The 17,423-nt window shown below is 63.8% G+C and carries 14 protein-coding genes; 6 read left to right on the top strand and 8 right to left on the bottom strand.

Going from position 1 to position 17,423, the window contains the following annotated elements; genetic code table 11:
- Positions 1–17: 17 nt before the first annotated feature.
- The 4 genes from VH326_RS03740 to VH326_RS03725 all read right to left on the bottom strand — a co-directional run bounded on the left by VH326_RS03740 (position 18) and on the right by VH326_RS03725 (position 3,486).
- Complete coding sequence (locus tag VH326_RS03740) at positions 18–422, bottom strand: CopG family transcriptional regulator (RefSeq protein WP_329630454.1); 405 nt, start codon at positions 420–422, stop codon at positions 18–20.
- Entirely contained in the window at positions 419–2,449 is a 2,031-nt protein-coding gene (locus VH326_RS03735; protein ID WP_329630453.1) for a conjugal transfer protein TraG, read from the bottom strand. The genes VH326_RS03740 and VH326_RS03735 overlap by 4 nt, the downstream gene beginning before the upstream one ends.
- 116 nt (positions 2,450–2,565) lie before the next feature.
- The gene (locus tag VH326_RS03730; RefSeq protein WP_329630452.1) at positions 2,566–2,940 is read right to left on the bottom strand and encodes a HEPN domain-containing protein; all 375 of its coding nucleotides are present in this window, start codon (positions 2,938–2,940) and stop codon (positions 2,566–2,568) included.
- 45 nt (positions 2,941–2,985) lie between these two features.
- Complete coding sequence (locus tag VH326_RS03725; RefSeq protein WP_329630451.1) at positions 2,986–3,486, bottom strand: nucleotidyltransferase domain-containing protein; 501 nt, start codon at positions 3,484–3,486, stop codon at positions 2,986–2,988.
- A 635-nt stretch (positions 3,487–4,121) separates the two neighbouring features.
- On the opposite strand from VH326_RS03725, the gene VH326_RS03720 reads away from it, so the two are divergent.
- From VH326_RS03720 to VH326_RS03695, 6 genes are all read left to right on the top strand, one after another.
- Positions 4,122–5,804 carry a DUF262 domain-containing protein gene (locus VH326_RS03720; protein WP_329630450.1) on the top strand — a complete coding sequence of 561 codons (1,683 nt, stop codon included), beginning with the start codon at positions 4,122–4,124 and terminating at the stop codon, positions 5,802–5,804.
- Between the two features lie 27 nt (positions 5,805–5,831).
- Complete coding sequence (locus tag VH326_RS03715; protein ID WP_329630449.1) at positions 5,832–7,037, top strand: hypothetical protein; 1,206 nt, start codon at positions 5,832–5,834, stop codon at positions 7,035–7,037.
- Complete coding sequence (locus VH326_RS03710) at positions 7,037–8,275, top strand: DNA cytosine methyltransferase (protein WP_329630448.1); 1,239 nt, start codon at positions 7,037–7,039, stop codon at positions 8,273–8,275. The genes VH326_RS03715 and VH326_RS03710 overlap by 1 nt, the downstream gene beginning before the upstream one ends.
- Before the next feature lie 556 nt (positions 8,276–8,831).
- Positions 8,832–11,645, top strand: a complete 2,814-nt coding sequence (locus VH326_RS03705; RefSeq protein WP_329630447.1) for an SEC-C metal-binding domain-containing protein — start codon at positions 8,832–8,834, stop codon at positions 11,643–11,645.
- Entirely contained in the window at positions 11,642–12,763 is a 1,122-nt protein-coding gene (locus VH326_RS03700) for a DUF3800 domain-containing protein (protein WP_329630446.1), read from the top strand. The genes VH326_RS03705 and VH326_RS03700 overlap by 4 nt, the downstream gene beginning before the upstream one ends.
- A 106-nt stretch (positions 12,764–12,869) precedes the next feature.
- Positions 12,870–13,499 carry a hypothetical protein gene (locus VH326_RS03695; RefSeq protein ID WP_329630445.1) on the top strand — a complete coding sequence of 210 codons (630 nt, stop codon included), beginning with the start codon at positions 12,870–12,872 and terminating at the stop codon, positions 13,497–13,499.
- Positions 13,500–13,602: 103 nt separating this feature from the next.
- On the opposite strand, the gene VH326_RS03690 is transcribed toward VH326_RS03695, so the two are convergent.
- Genes VH326_RS03690 through VH326_RS03675 form a run of 4 tightly spaced genes read right to left on the bottom strand, consistent with a single transcriptional unit; the run spans position 13,603 to position 17,336 of the window.
- Positions 13,603–14,235, bottom strand: coding sequence for a hypothetical protein (locus VH326_RS03690; protein WP_329630444.1), 633 nt, complete (start codon positions 14,233–14,235; stop codon positions 13,603–13,605).
- Positions 14,210–15,391 (bottom strand): XRE family transcriptional regulator, encoded by a 1,182-nt coding sequence (locus VH326_RS03685; RefSeq protein WP_329630443.1) that lies wholly within the window; start codon positions 15,389–15,391, stop codon positions 14,210–14,212. The genes VH326_RS03690 and VH326_RS03685 overlap by 26 nt, the downstream gene beginning before the upstream one ends.
- The gene (locus VH326_RS03680) at positions 15,379–16,770 is read right to left on the bottom strand and encodes a 7-cyano-7-deazaguanine synthase (protein ID WP_329630442.1); all 1,392 of its coding nucleotides are present in this window, start codon (positions 16,768–16,770) and stop codon (positions 15,379–15,381) included. Before VH326_RS03680 ends, VH326_RS03685 begins: the two co-directional genes overlap by 13 nt.
- Complete coding sequence (locus tag VH326_RS03675) at positions 16,767–17,336, bottom strand: hypothetical protein (protein ID WP_329630441.1); 570 nt, start codon at positions 17,334–17,336, stop codon at positions 16,767–16,769. The genes VH326_RS03680 and VH326_RS03675 overlap by 4 nt, the downstream gene beginning before the upstream one ends.
- Positions 17,337–17,423 lie beyond the last annotated feature (87 nt).

Raw genomic sequence — 17,423 nt, 5'->3', positions numbered from 1 at the left:
ATCGGACGCACCCGCGCTCACGATGCCGTCCCCGCCGGTTCGGAAGCGCCGAGCGTTCGCTTGCCGGTGGCGAGCTGGCGCCCGACCTGGCTGACGAATTTCTCGAACCGAGCGAGCCCGACCGCCCGGCCGGCACTGTCGGCTTCGGGTAATGGCGCGGTGACCAGCAGCTGAAAGCGCACGAACAGCGACAGGCTCTCGATGACGATGTCGAGATCGCGGCGGACGAGCTCTACGTCGCGCGACAGTCGGTCAAGCCGCAGCTTGAGCAGGTCGTCGATTTCCTTGGTGCCGAGCCGTGCGAGCCAGGCGGCGACGGCATCGTTGACCAGCCGCGACTTCTTGGCGCCGCGACTACGGGCAAGCGTTTCCAGCGCGTCGCTGACCGCGCGGTCGATATAGAGGTTCTGCCGCACCTTCATGACAGCAGCCCCGGGATGAGGTCGCGCTCGGCGCCCTCGTCGATTCCGTAAGCGCGGACGGCGGTCGACAGACCGCGCGCCTGATCCATCGCCCGCTGGTCGGCCGCGGCGGTGTCGTCATCGTCCAACCCGGTCTGGACAGGCTCGATAGCCGCGTCGGCATGGACCGAACGATGCTCGGCCAGACCCGGGTGACGCTGCTGCTGCATGCCGCCGTCATCGTCCGCAGCGGCCGCATCGGCCCGCTCCGCTAGCCGGGTATCGGGCAGCCGCGCGAACCGGCCCCAGTCGTTCGAGCGTGCGACCGGACGATCGGCATAGGCGCCATCGGCCAGTGCGGGCGCCGGGGCGACGCGAGAGGAGAAGTTGCGGTCGTCGAAATAGCGCAGCTTGGTCGCGCGGATCGGCGCGAGTCCTGCGATCAGCACCAGCTCGTCGGTCGCCGGCAACTGCATCACTTCGCCGGGCGTCAGCAACGCGCGGGCGGTTTCCTGCCGGCTGACCATGACGTGGGCGAGCCACGGCGCCAGGCGGTGGCCCGCATAGTTGCGCATCGCGCGTTGTTCGGTCGCGGTGCCGAGTGCATCCGAAATGCGCTTTGCGGTGCGTTCGTCGTTGGTCGCGAACGCGACGCGCACATGGCAATTGTCGAGGATCGAATTGTACTCGCCATAGGCCTTCTCGATCTGGTTGAGGCTTTGGGCGATGAGGAAGGCGCGGATGCCGTATCCGGCCATGAACGCGAGGCTGGTCTCGAAGAAATCGAGCCGCCCGAGCGCCGGAAACTCGTCGAGCATCATCAGCAGTTGGTGCCGGCGCGCGGTGCCGAGCGGCTGGTCGAGCCGTTCGGTCAATCGACGGCCGATCTGGTTGAGGATCAGGCGGACGAGCGGCTTGGTGCGGCTGATGTCCGACGGCGGGATGACGAGATAGAGCGAGATCGGTCGCTCGCCATCGACAAGATCGGCGATGCGCCAGTCGCAGCGCGAGGTGACCGCGGCAACGGTCGGGTCGCGATACAATCCGAGAAACGACATCGCGGTCGAGAGCACTCCCGATCGCTCGTTCTCGCTCTTGTTGAGCAGCTCGCGCGCGGCGGATGCGACGACCGGATGGACGCAGGGCGCGTCCTGGCTGCCGAGATGATTGGTCGACAACATCCGCCGCAACGTCGCGACGAAGCTGCGCTGCGGGTCGGACAGGAAGGTCGCGACGCGGGCGAGCGTCTTGTCCTCTTCCGCATACAGGACGTGAAGGATCGCGCCTACGAGAAGGGAATGGCTGGTCTTTTCCCAATGGTTGCGCCGTTCGAGCGCGCCTTCGGGATCGACCAGGATGTCGGCGATGTTCTGGACGTCGCGCACTTCGTTGGCGCCGCGGCGGACTTCGAGCAGCGGATTGTAGCGCGCCGATTGCGCGTCAGTCGGATTGAACAGCAGACAATGCGAAAAGCGCGAGCGCCAGCCGGCGGTCAGGGTCCAGTTCTCGCCCTTGATGTCATGGACGACGGTCGAGCCGGTCCACGACAGCAAGGTGGGAACGACCAGCCCGACGCCTTTGCCCGAGCGGGTCGGCGCGAACGCCATGACATGCTCTGGACCGTCGTGGCGCAGATATTGGCCACCCAAGCGGCCGAGAAACACGCCGGCATCGTCATGCAATCCAGCCTGGTCGATCTCGCGGGGCGAAGCCCAGCGCGCCGAACCGTAGGTGGTGACGTTGCTGCGCTGGCGCGCGCGCCACAACGATCCCGCCACCGCCGCGCCGCACCCGAAGAAACCCGACGCGCCAGCGAGCATGCCGGCCTTGTCGAAGACGTGCGGTGCATAGGCGTCGTAGTGATACCACCACCAGAACAGCGCCCACGGGCGATAGATCGGCAGATGCCGGAAAACCAGCCAGGGAGCGCCGAGTTCGGGCTGATACGCGAGCATCGACGCCGCCCATTGCGTGGCCGCCCACAGGCCCGCGATCACGATCGCGAACACAATCAGGACTTGCCCGATCAGCAGCTTGGTCGGTGTCACGGAGAGGCTCCCGCCGGGCGAGTTCCCGACGGCCTTGGACTCTGCGAATCCGCTTCGAATCTACAGGGTGCAGCGAGGGGCGTAGCAGCCCTTTGCGGACCGAAGCAGCAGAGACTTTAGCCTCCTGCCGCCTCGCGCAACGCCGCGATGCGCTCCAGGCTCACGGCTTCGACGATATCTCGCAGCTGGCGCACTGACGCCAGGATCGCGATCAGTTCGTCGGGGCTGATTTCGTAGGCCGTCGAATAGCGAGCCTCGACATAGGCCCGCTTCAGCAATTGGAAGCGTCTCCGATCGATACGGCTGTCGCGCGGCCATGCGTCGATCAGCCGCGGCTCGCCGTCTTCGGCGAGCGAGCGCAGGAATTTGATATTGTGCGAGCGTGGGAAATACAGCGTCCGCACCAGCAGGCAACAGATGTACGCGCGCTCTGTTGCCTGGTGGAGCGTGAACGCCGCGTCCTTACGCCAACCCTGATCACTCCTGCCCATTTCAACTTGAGAAGTGGACGTGGCCAGGGAACGATCAACACTCGGCTACCACTCCGCCAAGTACCCCTCAGCCATTTTGAGCGCGTCGACGGTTGTGAGCGGCATCGGCGTCGCGAGTGGGTGGCGGGGCAATTCGTACAGGATGATCCCGTCGCGCGCGATATCGACCCAGAAATATTCGCCCCGCTTGAGCGACTGGTTCACCTCGTCGAGCGAGTGGACAATGATGTTGACTGGCCGCGCAATATTGCCGTCGCGCAGGATGCGATCCTCAGCGACATACCAGTAGTGCGCAATGTCAGTTAGGTCGTCATGGTTGACGATGACGAGCAGATCGAAATCCGACTGGTACCCATTTGCTGGCTCATCGACCCAGTCGTCCCGCGCATAGGATCCGAACAGGATGATTTTCAGAATCTTGCCGTTCTTGCGGCTAGCCGTGGTGGCGCCGGAAATCGCCTCGGAAAATTCCTCCATCAGCACGCCTTGGACGCGCTCCAATTCACCCTGCTGCACCGCTGGCAAGTGGTCTAAGTCTGTCCGCATATATCGGAATCTTCGGCGAGCCGACGACGATTAGCAAGGATAAGCTGGTCGATGCCGACATTGATCGGCGCGGCATGTCGAAAAGACACATAGGTCGCCGATCGACACAACCACCCGAACGACAGACGGCAGTTGTTGGGCCGGTTGCGGCCTGTCAGCTTCCGAACCAGCATCGGTGAAACCTGCCACAGCGATGCCGCGTGCATGCGTGCCAACGCCGATGCGATCTCGGTCCACCACGTCAAAGGCGTGCAGTCCGACACCGACGACTTCGACGTTGCGCGTCACCGCATCGAAAGGCGGGAGTGGAAGTTTGCGGCCAACAGCCGGGCGGCCGGGGACCTGCAGACTTCTAACGCTGGCAGCGGCAATCTGCCAGGCAAGCATGACCAAACATGCCCGTTGGGCGTCAGCGCGGGCAGCAGGTCGCGTTGGTCATCGCGTGTCAAAAATAAGTTTGCGCGGCACCTTGGGGCCGCCGACGCCAAGTTTGCGCCCGAGGTCGCAGGGGCGGATTCGGCTCGCTTGGCGAGGCGGGAGTCGTGCCGCTCGATGGCGAACGCAGTCACAGCCCGAAGCCACTAGCTTTGCGCATTTTGCTTGGAGAGAATCGACCGGTGTGAGACCAGACGGTCATGAACATCACACCCACCGACAAGCGCATCCGCACCTTATTCCAGGCCAATTTCTACAAGATTCCGCGGTTCCAGCGTCCCTATTCGTGGGACAAGGGCAATATCGAGGAGTTTTGGAACGACGCCGTCGCGGGCGGCAAGGAAGGTTATTTCATCGGCTCGATGGTGATGTTTGGCGACAAGGGCGACCAGGAACTCTATGTCGTCGATGGCCAGCAGCGGCTCACCACGATCACGATCTTCCTGTCGGCGCTGCGCGACACCTTGCTCGAGGCCGGCGAAAACGACCTCGCCGCCGGTATTCAGAACGTCATCCAGCGGAACGATATCGCCAACAAGCAGCGCTACGTGCTGCTGACTGAAACCTCCTACCCCTATCTTCAGGAATATGTGCAGAAGCTCGGCGCCCCTGAGATTGCGATCGAGCCAACCGACGAAGAGAAAGGCATCCAGAGCGCCTACGACTTCGCGCGCGAGAAATACAAGGCAATGCTGACCGAAGCGGCGGCCGACCTCGAAGGCGCGAAGCGTAAGGCCGCGATCCGAAAGCATCTTGAAGCGGCGCGCGACCGGCTGCTCGGTCTCGAGGTGATCATCGTCCAGCTCGACAATGAAGACGATGCTTATATCGTGTTCGAGACGCTCAACACGCGCGGCAAAGACCTTGAGCCCAAAGACCTGATCAAGAACCTCCTGACAAAGCTCATCCGGCCCAAGAACGCGGATGTCGATCCGGCCAAGCTCAAATGGAAAGCGCTGATGGACCAGATCGCGGCGTCCTCGGCGAAGATCGACGCGTCGACTTATCTCCATCATTTTTGGCTCTCGCGCTATGATTACACCCCTGAGCGCACGCTGTTCGACAAGATTAAGAAGCGCGTGACCAAGGTCAACGCGTCGGCAATGCTCGATGCGATGGTCGAGGACGTCGAGCAGTATCGGAGGATATTCGAGCCCGACAATTTTCCGTGGGACAACGAGGCCGAACCGCTCAAGCGGTCGTTGCGCGCGCTGACCGTGTTCAAGGTCCGCCAGCCGACCCCGATGGTACTATCGCTGCTGCGCGCGTATCGCGACAAACGCATTTCGCTCAAGCAGGCGCGTGAGACGCTCGATGCGATCGAGCGATTTCATTTCATGCACACCGCGGTCGCCGGGCTATCGTCGTCAGGCGGGGTATCGTTTATGTATGCCGCGGCGGCGCGCGACCTAACCAACGAGGACGACGCCCAGAAGCGCGCCAAGGGCTTGCGCGAATTCATCGCCAAGCTGAAGGCGCGTCAACCCGAAGAGGAAGCCTTCGCCACCGGGTTCGACGACTTGGGCTACAGTAACACCGAGACGCGCAACAAGGGGCTGATTCGCTACGTACTCGAGCGGTTTGACCGGCAGGTGCGCGCCGACGCGGCGATCGACTACGGCAAGATGACGATCGAGCACATCGGCCCGCAAAATCCGGCGGGCTCCGCACCGTTGACCGGCTTTGCGACCATCGGCAACCTCGTGCTCGTCTCCGACGACCTCAACGGCAAATTGAAGAATAAGCCGTTTCCCGAGAAGAAGCAGATCATGATCGCCTCCAAGCTGCCGATGGACCCCGTGCTCGCTGCGGCAGACGACTGGGGCGATGCCCAGATCGAGCAGCGCACCGCCGCCATTGCCGCCGCGCTCTATGCCGCATGACGCCGTGATGGTGAGGGGCGACCGGCGATGATCCTCGGACTGCGCCGCTACCCCGTACAGCGTGCCGCGCGCGCGCCGCTCGTTGAGTTCATGCTCGACAGCCTGCGCGCGGCGGGCTGCACAATCCTGCACGCGCCCGATCCGAGCAAGGCGCCGTTCGTCATCACGTTCGAGACGCGGGAGGGCGAGCGGATGGGCGTTGTCGCCTATGCGTTCCTCGCCAATGAATCGCCGACCAAGGTCAACCGGCCAGCCGACGAGCGCAGCTTCCAGATCAAATACGGCCCCGACGACAAGCAGCTTCACCGGCTGTTTCAAGATCCGCTCGGGCTCTACACTACCCTCTTCCTCGGCATCGACACCAAAGAAGGATTCTTTGTCGCGGCCGACCCCGAGGTGCACAATCCGACGCGCTTCTTCATTCGCCTCGAGTTCAAGGAGCGCCATGCCCAGGCGATAAAGCGCAACAGCTGGTACGCTTGGGAACGCGAGAGCCGAGGGCGCAAGGACCTACTCCCGGGCGAACGCACCTATGGCTATGAGACATTGGTCGGCGGCACTAGGGACGCATTTCTCGACCTCGTCCGGTTCGAACGCGCCGCGCAAGGACTGTCGCCGGGCGATCGCAATTTGCTCGCTGACCGCCGCGACCTATTCGCGACGCCGCTCACGGCAGCCCAGGCGACGGGTGAGACCGGCGCGGCGATCCATCCGCTCGCCGCCGAGTTTGAACTCGAGCCCGACCAGATCCTCGAGCTGATCGCTAGCGCGCGGCGCTTGAAGATGGCGGTGCGCGGCTGGGTAGCCGAGGAAAAGCTGCGCGACGTTCTCCAGCGCACACCAGGGATCACTGCGTGCGAGCGGCTCGACCAAGAAGGCGGTGCAGATCTCAAGATACGATGGCGCAACGGGCCGTCGTTGCTGATCGAGTGTAAGAACGTGCTGCGGCAACCCAACGCGGCCGGGCTCGCGCGGATCGACTTCCAGCGCACGCGCGCAGCAAAATCGGATCCCTGCTCGCGCTATTATGCCCCGACCGACTTCAACGTGGTCGCGGGATGCCTTCACGCGATCACCGAGCAATGGGAGTTTCGCTACGTCGATCCTTGGCTGCTCGACCCTCGCGCCGGCTGCCCAGGCAAGCTTAACAACGGCGTCCTCGTTGATCATCGCTGGACCGCCGACGCCAGCCGGGCTTTCGAAGCGGCGGCAGCGCGGCTACGGTCGCCATGATGCGACCTCTCACCGCCATCAGTCTGTTCACGGGCGCCGGGGGGCTCGACCTTGGGTTCGAGGCAGCCGGCTTTACGACCGCGGTCGCGGTCGAAATGGATGCCCGCTGCGTCGAGACGCTCGCCGCAAATCGCGACTGGCCGATCATCGCGCGCGACGTCGGCCGGGTTTCGACCGACGAACTGCTCGCGACGGCCGGGCTCGCTCTTGGCGACGCCGACATCCTGATCGGCGGGCCGCCCTGCCAGCCTTTCTCCAAGTCGGGGTTCTGGGCGACCGGTGAAGCCCGCCGGCTTGACGATCCGCGGGCGAGCACGATCGACCATTATCTACGGATCCTCGAGGACGCGCGCCCCCGCGCTTTCTTGCTGGAAAATGTCGAGGGCTTGGGGTTTCGGGGCAAGGACGAAGGCCTAGCGCGCATCCGCGACGCGGTGGCCGGCATCAACGCCCGGCACGGCACCAACTATCAGCCCGCGGTGACCGTGCTTAACGCCGCCGACTATGGCGTGCCGCAAGTGCGGCGCCGGCTGTTCGTTGTCGCGGCACGCGATGGGGCACCGTTTCACTTCCCGACCGCTACGCATGTCGATCCGAGCCGCCGGCTTCCCGGCGACGAGCGGCCGCGCTGGCTGACGGCGTGGGACGCGCTGTACGATCTGCCGGCGCCGGCTGCGGCGTCACTTGCGCTCAAGGGCAAATGGGCGGGCTTGCTGCCCTCGATCCCAGAGGGGCAGAATTATCTGTATCACACTGACCGGGGCGATGGCGAACCGCTGTTTGGCTGGCGCCGACGGTTCTGGTCGTTCCTGCTTAAGCTCGCCAAGGACCAGCCAGCTTGGACGTTGCAAGCGCAGCCCGGCCCCGCCACCGGACCGTTTCATTGGACGAACCGCCGCCTGAGCATGCGCGAAATGGCGCGGATCCAGACCTTTCCCGACGAATTCGTCGTGCTCGGCTCGGTGAGCGACGCGCAAAAGCAACTCGGCAATGCAGTTCCCTCACTCCTCGGTGAGACGTTGGCGCGCGCGATCAAGGCGCAACTGCTCCACTTGCCGTTGGCGACCGCCGCGCCCAGCCTCCAGCGGATGGCAGCCGGTACCCCACCACCCGCCGAACGCCCGACGGCTGTGCCGCCTGCCTATCTTGCGCTTAGGGGCAAACATTCGGCGCATCCCGGCACGGGACTGGGATTTCGCGCGGCGGCCCGGGAGGAAATGACGGTCGCGGCAGAATAGCGGGGACCGCGTGCCGCCCCGCCGCGGTCGACACCGCGCGCGACCTGAAAGGCTCGCATCAAACCTTTCGCGTGGCGAGATAGGGTTATCGATAAAACGGGCGACGATAGAAAGTTTGGCTGCCCTCAGCCCCGTCGTTTGGCGGTTAACGACAGAGGCCTTTCAGGCGCCCAAGCCGCGCATTGCGACGGTCGCAGACCGATCTTAGCGAACGTCAGGTTTTGGGGTGAGCCGCCTACTAGGCCTACTAGTTCGACGACCGACATTGGGAGCATAACAGCCATCGCGCGAATGTCGGCAATTGGGCCGCTAGCAGTCCGGCAGCTTTCATCCAGTAAGGTGCGTAAGCTGACGAAATCCGGTCAGTAACGCTTTGCAGTCCGGACAAGACCGACGGGAAGCTTCACTGCGTTAGGTACTGCTTCTACGGCTCTCATCCGACCATTGAAGCGAGGCCCTATCGTGATAGAACCTGTTAGCACTAAGAGATGACTCTCCGGAATTAGAGATGTCCCGATCCGCCAGTGCACCAGTTGTAATCGATGCGCGCCAGCTGGTGCGTATCGAGTCGGTGCATCGCGGCTTTCTCTATCAGCATTTGTTCGCCGTGGCCTGTCTGCTCATGGCTGGCCCGGCCCAAGTGCTCGGTGTTGTAGTCGAGGCCGACGAGGATATCGAGCTGGTGCTCGCGGGGCGCCGCCTCTACCTTCAGGTCAAGTATCGCAAGGAACGGCTTGCACCCGCCGACGTCGCTGACGCGCTGACGCGGTTCGAAGCTATTCGTGCCGAGCATGCGCCGGGCCAGCGTGACGGCGAGGCGCGGTTCGCCATCGTCAGCAACGCGCGGCCCTCGGAATCGCTTGCGGCGATGCGCGCCGCCAAAGACTGGCCCGCAGATGTCGCATTGATTTGGCCGGACGGCGTTGCGCAGATTGATCCGGCTATCCCGCGACCACCGCGCGATCTATTCGAGGCTGCGGCGCTATGCACCGGGCTGGCCGGAGCGCTGGAGTTCGGCCTGCTGCGGCCGGAGACGCTTACCTGGAAGCTTGCCAGCCTAGTCATGCTCGCGAGCGCTGGCGGCGCGCCACGCCAGGATCATCGCTTTTCCCGCGAAGAGCTGCCCGATCTGTTCGAGCAACTGGTCGTGCAGATGCAAGAACTGCCCGCACCTCCGCTGCACTACCGGGCACAGATGGACGAGCCGCCGCTGCTCACCGGGGATCGCGTACGAATCCTCGCTGGCCTGTCAGGTGCGGGAAAGACGGCATGGGTCGCCGAAGCGGTGGTTCATTCCGCCACGCCGGTGACCTATCTCGACGTTGTCGAAACCCCCGGTGCCGCGCTGGCCTCCGCAGTAGCTCGCGAAGTCGCTGCCCGAATGTTCGGCCGCCGGGGCAGTCGGCTTGGCGAAGTACTGTTCACCGGCGCAAGCGGGCTCGACACCTTGGGCGCACTTAGCGTCAAGCTGGGCGAGGAGGGGCTTCAAGCCCATGTCGTCATCGACAATGCGCACCGCGTACCCGCTGCAGACTTGCGCTCTATCGTCGACCGCGCGCGCCATCTCAGCTTTCTGCTGATTTGCCAGCCTAGTGCCGAAACGCCGGTACTCGAAGCCAGCCTCGATGTGGGTGCCGAGACGCTCAGCGGCTGGGACGAGGACACGATCGCCGCAGCGGCAAGCGACGCAGGATGTCGGGCGGACTATGCCGACTGCGAACGTCTCTCGCGGCTTACCGGCGGATTGCCGTTCTACGTCCTCAACGCCGCGACGGTCGCCGCGCGCGAGTATAGTGGCTCGATCGCGGCCTTCTGCGCCGATATCGAGGGCCAGACGCATATCGTCGAGGTTGCCCAGGAGATCATTCTGAGGCGCGCCTTCGAAGGCCTGCCGCCTGCGCAGCGCGAGACCGTTGCCCTGCTCAGCCTCGCGGATGTTGCCTTGTCGCGCGACGAGGCGTCGGCGTTTCTGCAGGGAGCGCTCGGCATCGACGCGCGGGCGGCGGCGCAGCGCGTGCGCGATCTTCCGGCCAGCGGCGCGCTCGAGCTGTTCGGCAATGCCGGAGTCAAGATTCACGATGCGGTCCGTCTGCTCGGGCGCAGCGATGTCGCGGCGCGGGGCGCCGAGTTCGAGCGGGACGCGCGCCGGTCACTGCGCGGCGTGATGGTGCAGTCGATCCGCAGCGACTGGAGCGTGGCGAAGCTCAGTTTGCTGATCCGCCTGTTCGGCCAGCTCGGTGAGGCGCAAATCCTGGTGCAGTTCGCAACCGACGAGCTATTCCACGAAATGGGAGTCTGGCCCGAGATCGAGCCCTTTCTCATCGCGGCTGCCGCGGATGAGGAGGTCGACGCGGACACGCGGCTCTGGGCGCTCGACGGGCTCGTTTTCAATGATCTGCGCGAAGGCGACGTCGAGGCAGCCGCGCCACGTATCGCCGCGATGCGCGCGCTGCTGGGGGAGCATGAGCTCGACAATGATGCCTGGATGGCGTGGGGCATGAAGGGCATGCTGCTCATGTCAGCGACCGACGATCCCACCGGCGTGGTCGAGATGCTCGATGAAGTCGAGGCGCGGCTGCCCGACAGCTCCGAGCATCGCCGTGTCTTCCGGTACAATCGAGCGCTTGCACTGTTCAAGCTCGGGCAACTCCAGGTCGCAGCAGAGGAAGCCGTCCAGCTGACCGGCGAATATTATGGTGAACTCGGCTTGACGCCGGCCGATGTGATGGGACGCAATGCGCCGGAACTGCAGGCGCTGCTTCCAAAGCCCCGGGGCGAGCTGACCGATACCCTCAAGCATCTTGCCGATACGCTCGATCTGCAAGCGCAGGCACTTGGCGCACTTGGCCAGCGAACGCCGCTGCAGCGCATCCACGCGATGAAGTTCTACGAGCTGGCGCGGGCACCGCAATCCATGGTGCGGGTGGGACAGGATCTGGTCGATGAATTTGTCGGCATGCACGACTTTACCGGCGCGCGGCAGCTGCTCGAGACCAACATCCTTCCGATGATACAAGCCATGGGCCTGGTGTCCTGGACGCTGCCGGTACGGGGGCAATATGCCGTCGTCCTTGCCTATGACGGCGCTCACGACGCCGCCGACGCCGAGGTCGAGCGGCTGCTGCCGTATCAGGAGGCGATGGACCCGAACCATCGAGCCGAATTTCAAAACCAGCGCCGGATGATTGCTAACCTTCGGCGTTTCGGCGGGCCGCCCCAGCGGCAGGTGGAGATCCCCGCCGACCTCCAGGTCCTGTTTGACCGGCGGCGGGGGCAGCGACAGCTTCCCGCAAGGCGCGTGAAGATCGGCCGCAACGAGAAATGCCCCTGCGGCTCCGAGCGTAAGTACAAGCATTGCCACGGACGGTGATCGACATCGACGCCATGCGCACGCCGATCCTTATGGCGCATCCGTTGCCGGGAATCGACGATCGCTACTGCTTCTACTTTGACGAAACAAACAATGTCCGGAAGCTCTATTTGACGCCGTATGGCATGAACATCCGGCGGCCCGAGATTTTCGTGCTGGGCGGGATCGTGCATCGCGGTGACCCGCGGCCGATCAACATCGAAAAGCTCCGCGCCGAGCTGCGATTGCAGGCGAACGCAAAGGAGCTGAAGCTCAAGCACCTCGGGCAGGGCGGCTTTCTCGACCTGCTCGCTTCACCCAAGGTCGAGACCTTCCTGGAATGGCTGACAGTCGAGGACATGCTCGTCCATTATCAGGCGATCGACCTGCTCTACTGGTCGATCGTCGACATCATCGATTCGATCCTAGACAAAGCCAAGCAGCCGCAGCTTTATCCGGCGATCTTCCTGCTCAAGGACGCGCTTTATACGATCCTGCGCGAGGATGTGGACGCCACCGCGCGATTGCTGGCGAGCTACGACTATCCCAATGTCGGCGCGGAACGCCGCAGCGCCTTCATCGCCGAGCTTCTCGACATCGTCGAGGGCTGCGAACCATGGCTCGAGCATTTTGCCTATCAGATGCTCAAGGGCACGCTGCAGATCGCGCGGGGCCTGGAGAGCCTGCCGTATCTGGAAGAGGAAACTCCGAACCTGCTGATCGCCGGGTTCGGCCAGTTCTTCCTCAACCGTCTGTGCCTGTTCAAGCATGCCCGGCACATCCTCGACGACGAAAAGCAGGTCGAGGCCTGGCTCGAAGCGCATCCCCTTTCCGAAGGCGGCGCGCCGTTCCGGCACTATCGCTTCGCCAACTCGCTGGCCGAGCCAGGCATCCAGCTGTCCGATCCGCTGGCGGGTTTGATGGGCAAGCTGTTCAGTCATGTCGGGCGGACGCCGCCCGGAGAACTGGAAGGCGAGATGGGCGCGCTTACCGGCCAGCAGCGACGCAGCCTCGGATTGCTGGCCCGGCTGGTCGATGCCTCGACCGATCAATGTCCCGGCTTTGCCCAACACGTCATCTCGAGCGAGGATCGCCGGCGCGCCGCTTTCGTATTGGAGGAAGTCGGGCTGTCGATCTGAAGACGGACCCCCGCTTGAGCGGCATGACCGATCGGGATGAGCCAAGCCGGCAGCGGTGCGGGGCGGCGCGGGTGAGAGTTGCTTGAGGTATGAGCGGAGGCACGGGATGCGGATAAGGCTGCCGAAACTGTCATGGTCCTGGTGGCTCAGCGCTTTAGCGTTTGCCATGATCGGAGGAGCGGCGGGAACGCTCGGCGCGCTGGCGGTGGTAGGCTTCCAGGCGCGCGGCGGCCTGTCTGCCGGCGACGTTCTCCAGTTCTTCGGCGGCATTCTTGGCACCGGTCTCGCCATTGCGGGTGCACTATGGGTCGAAGGGCGCAAGCGCCGGGCCGACATCGCCGATCGCGCCAAGCCGGTGCTCGATGCCCTGCTACGGCTCGAGGACCGGTCGCGCCCCTTCTTCCACGATGTGACCCGACGTGAGCATCATGCCGAAGCAATCCGGACCGGCATGAAACTGCTCGACCGCACCTTGATGCTCGCGCCGCCCAACACCGCCCAGCTGATCGGGCTGTTCGACCGGCTCAAGGAAGGTGCGGAGATGCTGACTGGGGAGCTGTATCTGCTGATGAACGAGCAGGCGCCGATGAAATCGGCGCCCGAGCGCCACCGCGTTGAGGAGCTGCTTGAGGCCTTCGACGCGCCGCTGAAGCTTCTGATTGTCGAATATAGCCGCCTCATCGATCGCAAGGGGACTCGCTCGGTGCCGCATCTGGGTAGGATGCCCGAGATTTGAGCATCAGCACTGGCTATTGCCATGCGAATTGTTCACCCTCTGGCGCATAATCATCGCAGTCCAAATGAAGAGCGGTTGCGCCCCCCGACGCAAGTCCTGGAACTTAGCCGGTCAGGCGCGAAGCCTCCGATTGCCGCCATGCTGCGGGCAGGCTGCGGCACTCTCGACAACGATCCGGCCCTAGGAGTTCACAGACGCCAGCAAGATGGCGCTCAGGGACGCGCATACGCGCGACCGTCAACGCCAGGAACAAACATTCGCTGAGACCATCGGGCTGAAAGGACGACACGATCGGATCGGCGAGAAGCAGATCCGTCGTGCTCATGACGATAAGCGCGGGATAGCGGTCGGCGCACAAGTCGGTGGCTTTACGCTCATCGATCAGCGCGCTCGCTCCAGAACCGAGCGCATATGCGATCGTTGCCGCCTCGCCATCATCAAGTGTGTGGCTTGTAGGACCAGCGACGAGTTCGAGAAACACAGCTTCGTCGGTAGAACTGAGTGAAACCTCGCGGATCAAACCAACCTCGATCAGCCTCGCAACCTCGGCGGCAGTTTGCCGACCTTTCGCGCGCCCGTTCTCAAGCTCGCCGAGCGCGGTCGTCGTGATCACCAGTGCCGCCGGCGACGATCGGAGAATGGCCTCGGCACAGCCTGTCGCGACGAGGTTGATCCAGACGCTGGCATCGCCGACGAGCGATGCCGCCCCATCAAGCCAGGAGGACTGGTGACTCATCGTCGACCGCTCCTTCCGCTTTAAATTCATCGATCATCTCGCGTGCTTCGATGCGGTCGATATGAAGAAGGCGTGCCAACTGCCCCTCGCTCAGAAGACCGCGCCGCCACGCTTCACTCGCCAGGAGGCTCATGCGCATCGACACTTGCCGTGCGGCATCGGTTTTAGCTGGATCGGGCGGTATCGCGTCGCCGAGCACTTCGCGCGCTTGCTCGTCGGTGATGCCGCCGTGCTCCTTAAACCAGTCCCAGGTGCCGGATTTTGTAAGGCCGAGTTCCTCGAGCCTTCGCACCATTGCTTCGCGCGACACACCGAAGGCGTGTGCAAGAATAATGATATGGCGGCGAGTGAGCCGCGCGGCACCGGCGGTGACATCCTGAAAGCGAGCGGCAACCGCTCGGGCGGGCGTTAGAAAGCAGCGCGCGAAAGCGTTGGCGTAGCGTTCTTCCCGCGAAGCTTCAGGCGAATCCGCATAAAGCGCATCCGGTGCGCGGCGGGTCGAAATGAAGTGGCCGGTCTCATGTGCCCCGGTTTGCGTGCGCCGATCGCGGGGATGCAAGGCGTTTAATAGAATGCAGGCACCGGCAACTTCGTCGAACGCATAGAGCCCCGAAATCCGAGCCGGCAACTGCCGAACGAAGACACGCGCGCCCAGTTGGACTTCAAGTAGGCTGACCATGTCGTGGACCGGTGCCATGCCAAGCCCCAGCCACTGGCGCAGCTCGCTCGCGTCCTGCTCGGCCTGGAGCAAGACGTTGCCGGGTAGCAGGGGGCGCTCCGGCGGGTCGTTGCGCGCGCGTTTGATGCCGAGCAGGTTTTCAAGTTCCAACTCCGCTTGGACGAGGCTGTTCAGCAGAGCGACGGCCTCTTCGACCTCGGCATCTGCTTCGCCGGCTCGGCGGAATCGCGGGCGCAAATCGACCTTCGCGCCCCCCTGGCGCAGCAGCACGTTGAGGGAGACGTGATACAGCGCGGCAAGCTTCTGAAGCTCCTCAAGACGCGCGCGGCGCTGCCCTTGCTCGATGGCGACCAGCGTGGTGCGCGCGACATTTAGCGCCTGCGCCGCTGCAGCTTGGGTAAACTTCGCATTCTCCCTCGCGTCGCGCAGCAGCTCTCCAAGCGCTTCCGGGGTCAGGCTGCCTGTCACCGCTGCCACGGTGAGACCTGCGCGAGCTTGGCGACGAACGATTGCGGCCCGAGGCTCTCCTGAAACGCAAGCCATTCGGCGCGATGGCGCGCCAACAACGCCAAGAGGTTTGCCTCAGCCTCTGCCGCCGGCATCCTGAGGGCGTCGGCGGTTTCGCGGGCCACGCGTGCAACCGCGCGACGGTGGAGGGCAGAATCGGGAAGGGAGGCCAGATGGTCGAGGTGGAGTACACCGGCGATGGCATGGTCACGGAGCGACGGGGTCATCAGCTTGAATCCCACTACTGCGCCGTTCTCGATCTCGGGGGCGGACAAGTCCTCCCAGATGTAGTTGGCGGCAGGCTCGTCAACGCCGGCCGCATGCATGCTAAGGCGCCGCAACATGCAGGCAGCGCAGATACCGCATTGCCGGCGCTTGTGCTCGAAGCTTACCTGCCGAGCACCCTGCCAGCACGAGCGGGTGTTCGCCCAATTGGGCGGCTGCGCGAGATTCTGCGCCGCTGTGACGGTCTCGCCCTTGGTCGACCAGATGCGGGGATACTCATAGTGCGGAGTCTTCCCGGTTAAGGCTTCGAACAGCGCTTCGATCCGACGCGTAAACGCGGGATGAACCCGATAGTCGGGGTGGCTTTGCCCCAAGGTAACCAGGATCGGACCAAGGGCGCCCTGACCGCTCTCGGTCACCACGATCCGCTCTACATTGGCGAGCGCCGCAGCGATGCCTGTGATCACCGCGAACTTGAAGCCCCGCGACCGCGCCGACGATTCCACTCTTTGGCCGACATCGAACCGCACCTGATAGGGCACCGACATGAAGCGGCGTTCGCGAGGATCCTTGGAGTGAGTGTCGGCGCCCTTAGTGCCGAGGCGGACGCGCACGAGCCCGCCCTTTTCGGCATCGTCGACGAGCGCCGAAACAGCGCGGGAATCCACACCGTCGCTATACGGCACGATCACGCGGTCACGCACGTCGAAGCCGAGGGAGCCCTGTCCCACGCGCTCGATATCGCGCGCGCGTTGCACAAAGCTGACGATCCAATGATCGCCAGTTAGGAACGCTAGAGCATCCTCAAGCGCATTGTGGACTGCGGGATCCTCCCAGCGATCGAGCGAATGGACGGCGACACGCAGGTCGAAGGAGCGCGCCCAGCCCCACGCCGCGCGTTTGACGCTAAGATCGCAATATTCGACAGCGGCCGCAACGACGAGAAGGTCGACCAGTTCTGGACGCCAGCCGGTATAGAAATAACTCTCCAGCCCGGCGATTGAGAGATTGATGGCAGACCCGAGCTTGGCGGCGGTCGCGCCGACGCGAACGTCCGCGTCGAATTCGATCGCATCGACCACGAACGCGGTCTCGCGTGAGGCATGATAGGTGCGGCCGGTCATAGCGGAACTCCAGCGTCGAGATCGGTGAATTGGGTGCGAGCGCGGCGCGTCAGCGGCTCGCCCGTCCGCAGTGCGGCACGCGCCAGGCTGGACAAATCGATTTGGCGGTGCGCCGACTCGAAGCGGTTCCGCACGAACTCCGCGTTGCGGATGCTGTCGTCACGGCGGACATGCTCCTCGACTTGACGGTAATTGCAGAGCAAGCGGTCTGAGAGCGCTTCCTCGGCGGCGAACTGGACGGCATCGCCGCCAATGCGTCCGGTTGCGACAGCATCGATCGCGTTGCGGATGAACGACGCCTCCAGCGGCGACGCGCAGCCGCGCCGGAGCGCAGCCAAGTCTGCCAGAACCTGGTCCGCGAAGAGCGCCTGCTGGCCCAAAGGAGCAACAACGAAATTGACCGACGCAACAAGTGCCTGCCGGACTTCGGCGCGCCAGTCGGCGTGCGACGCGCGCGTCACACTTTCGACGATCTCCTCTTGCGAGAACGCCTCTTTGTAAGCGCACTTTGCCGCATGCCGCCAACGAGGCTTCATCGGAAGAGATTTGTACGGGCCATCGCTCATCGATTCGTACTCCCCGCAATTTAAATGATGCGAAGATCTGACATTGTCAACATCGATTGCCTAGACACCTGACATTCCCACCCATCC

This window comes from Sphingomonas sp. (assembly GCF_036269755.1).
GTDB lineage: Bacteria > Pseudomonadota > Alphaproteobacteria > Sphingomonadales > Sphingomonadaceae > Sphingomonas.
This window is presented reverse-complemented; position numbering and strand designations above follow the sequence as displayed.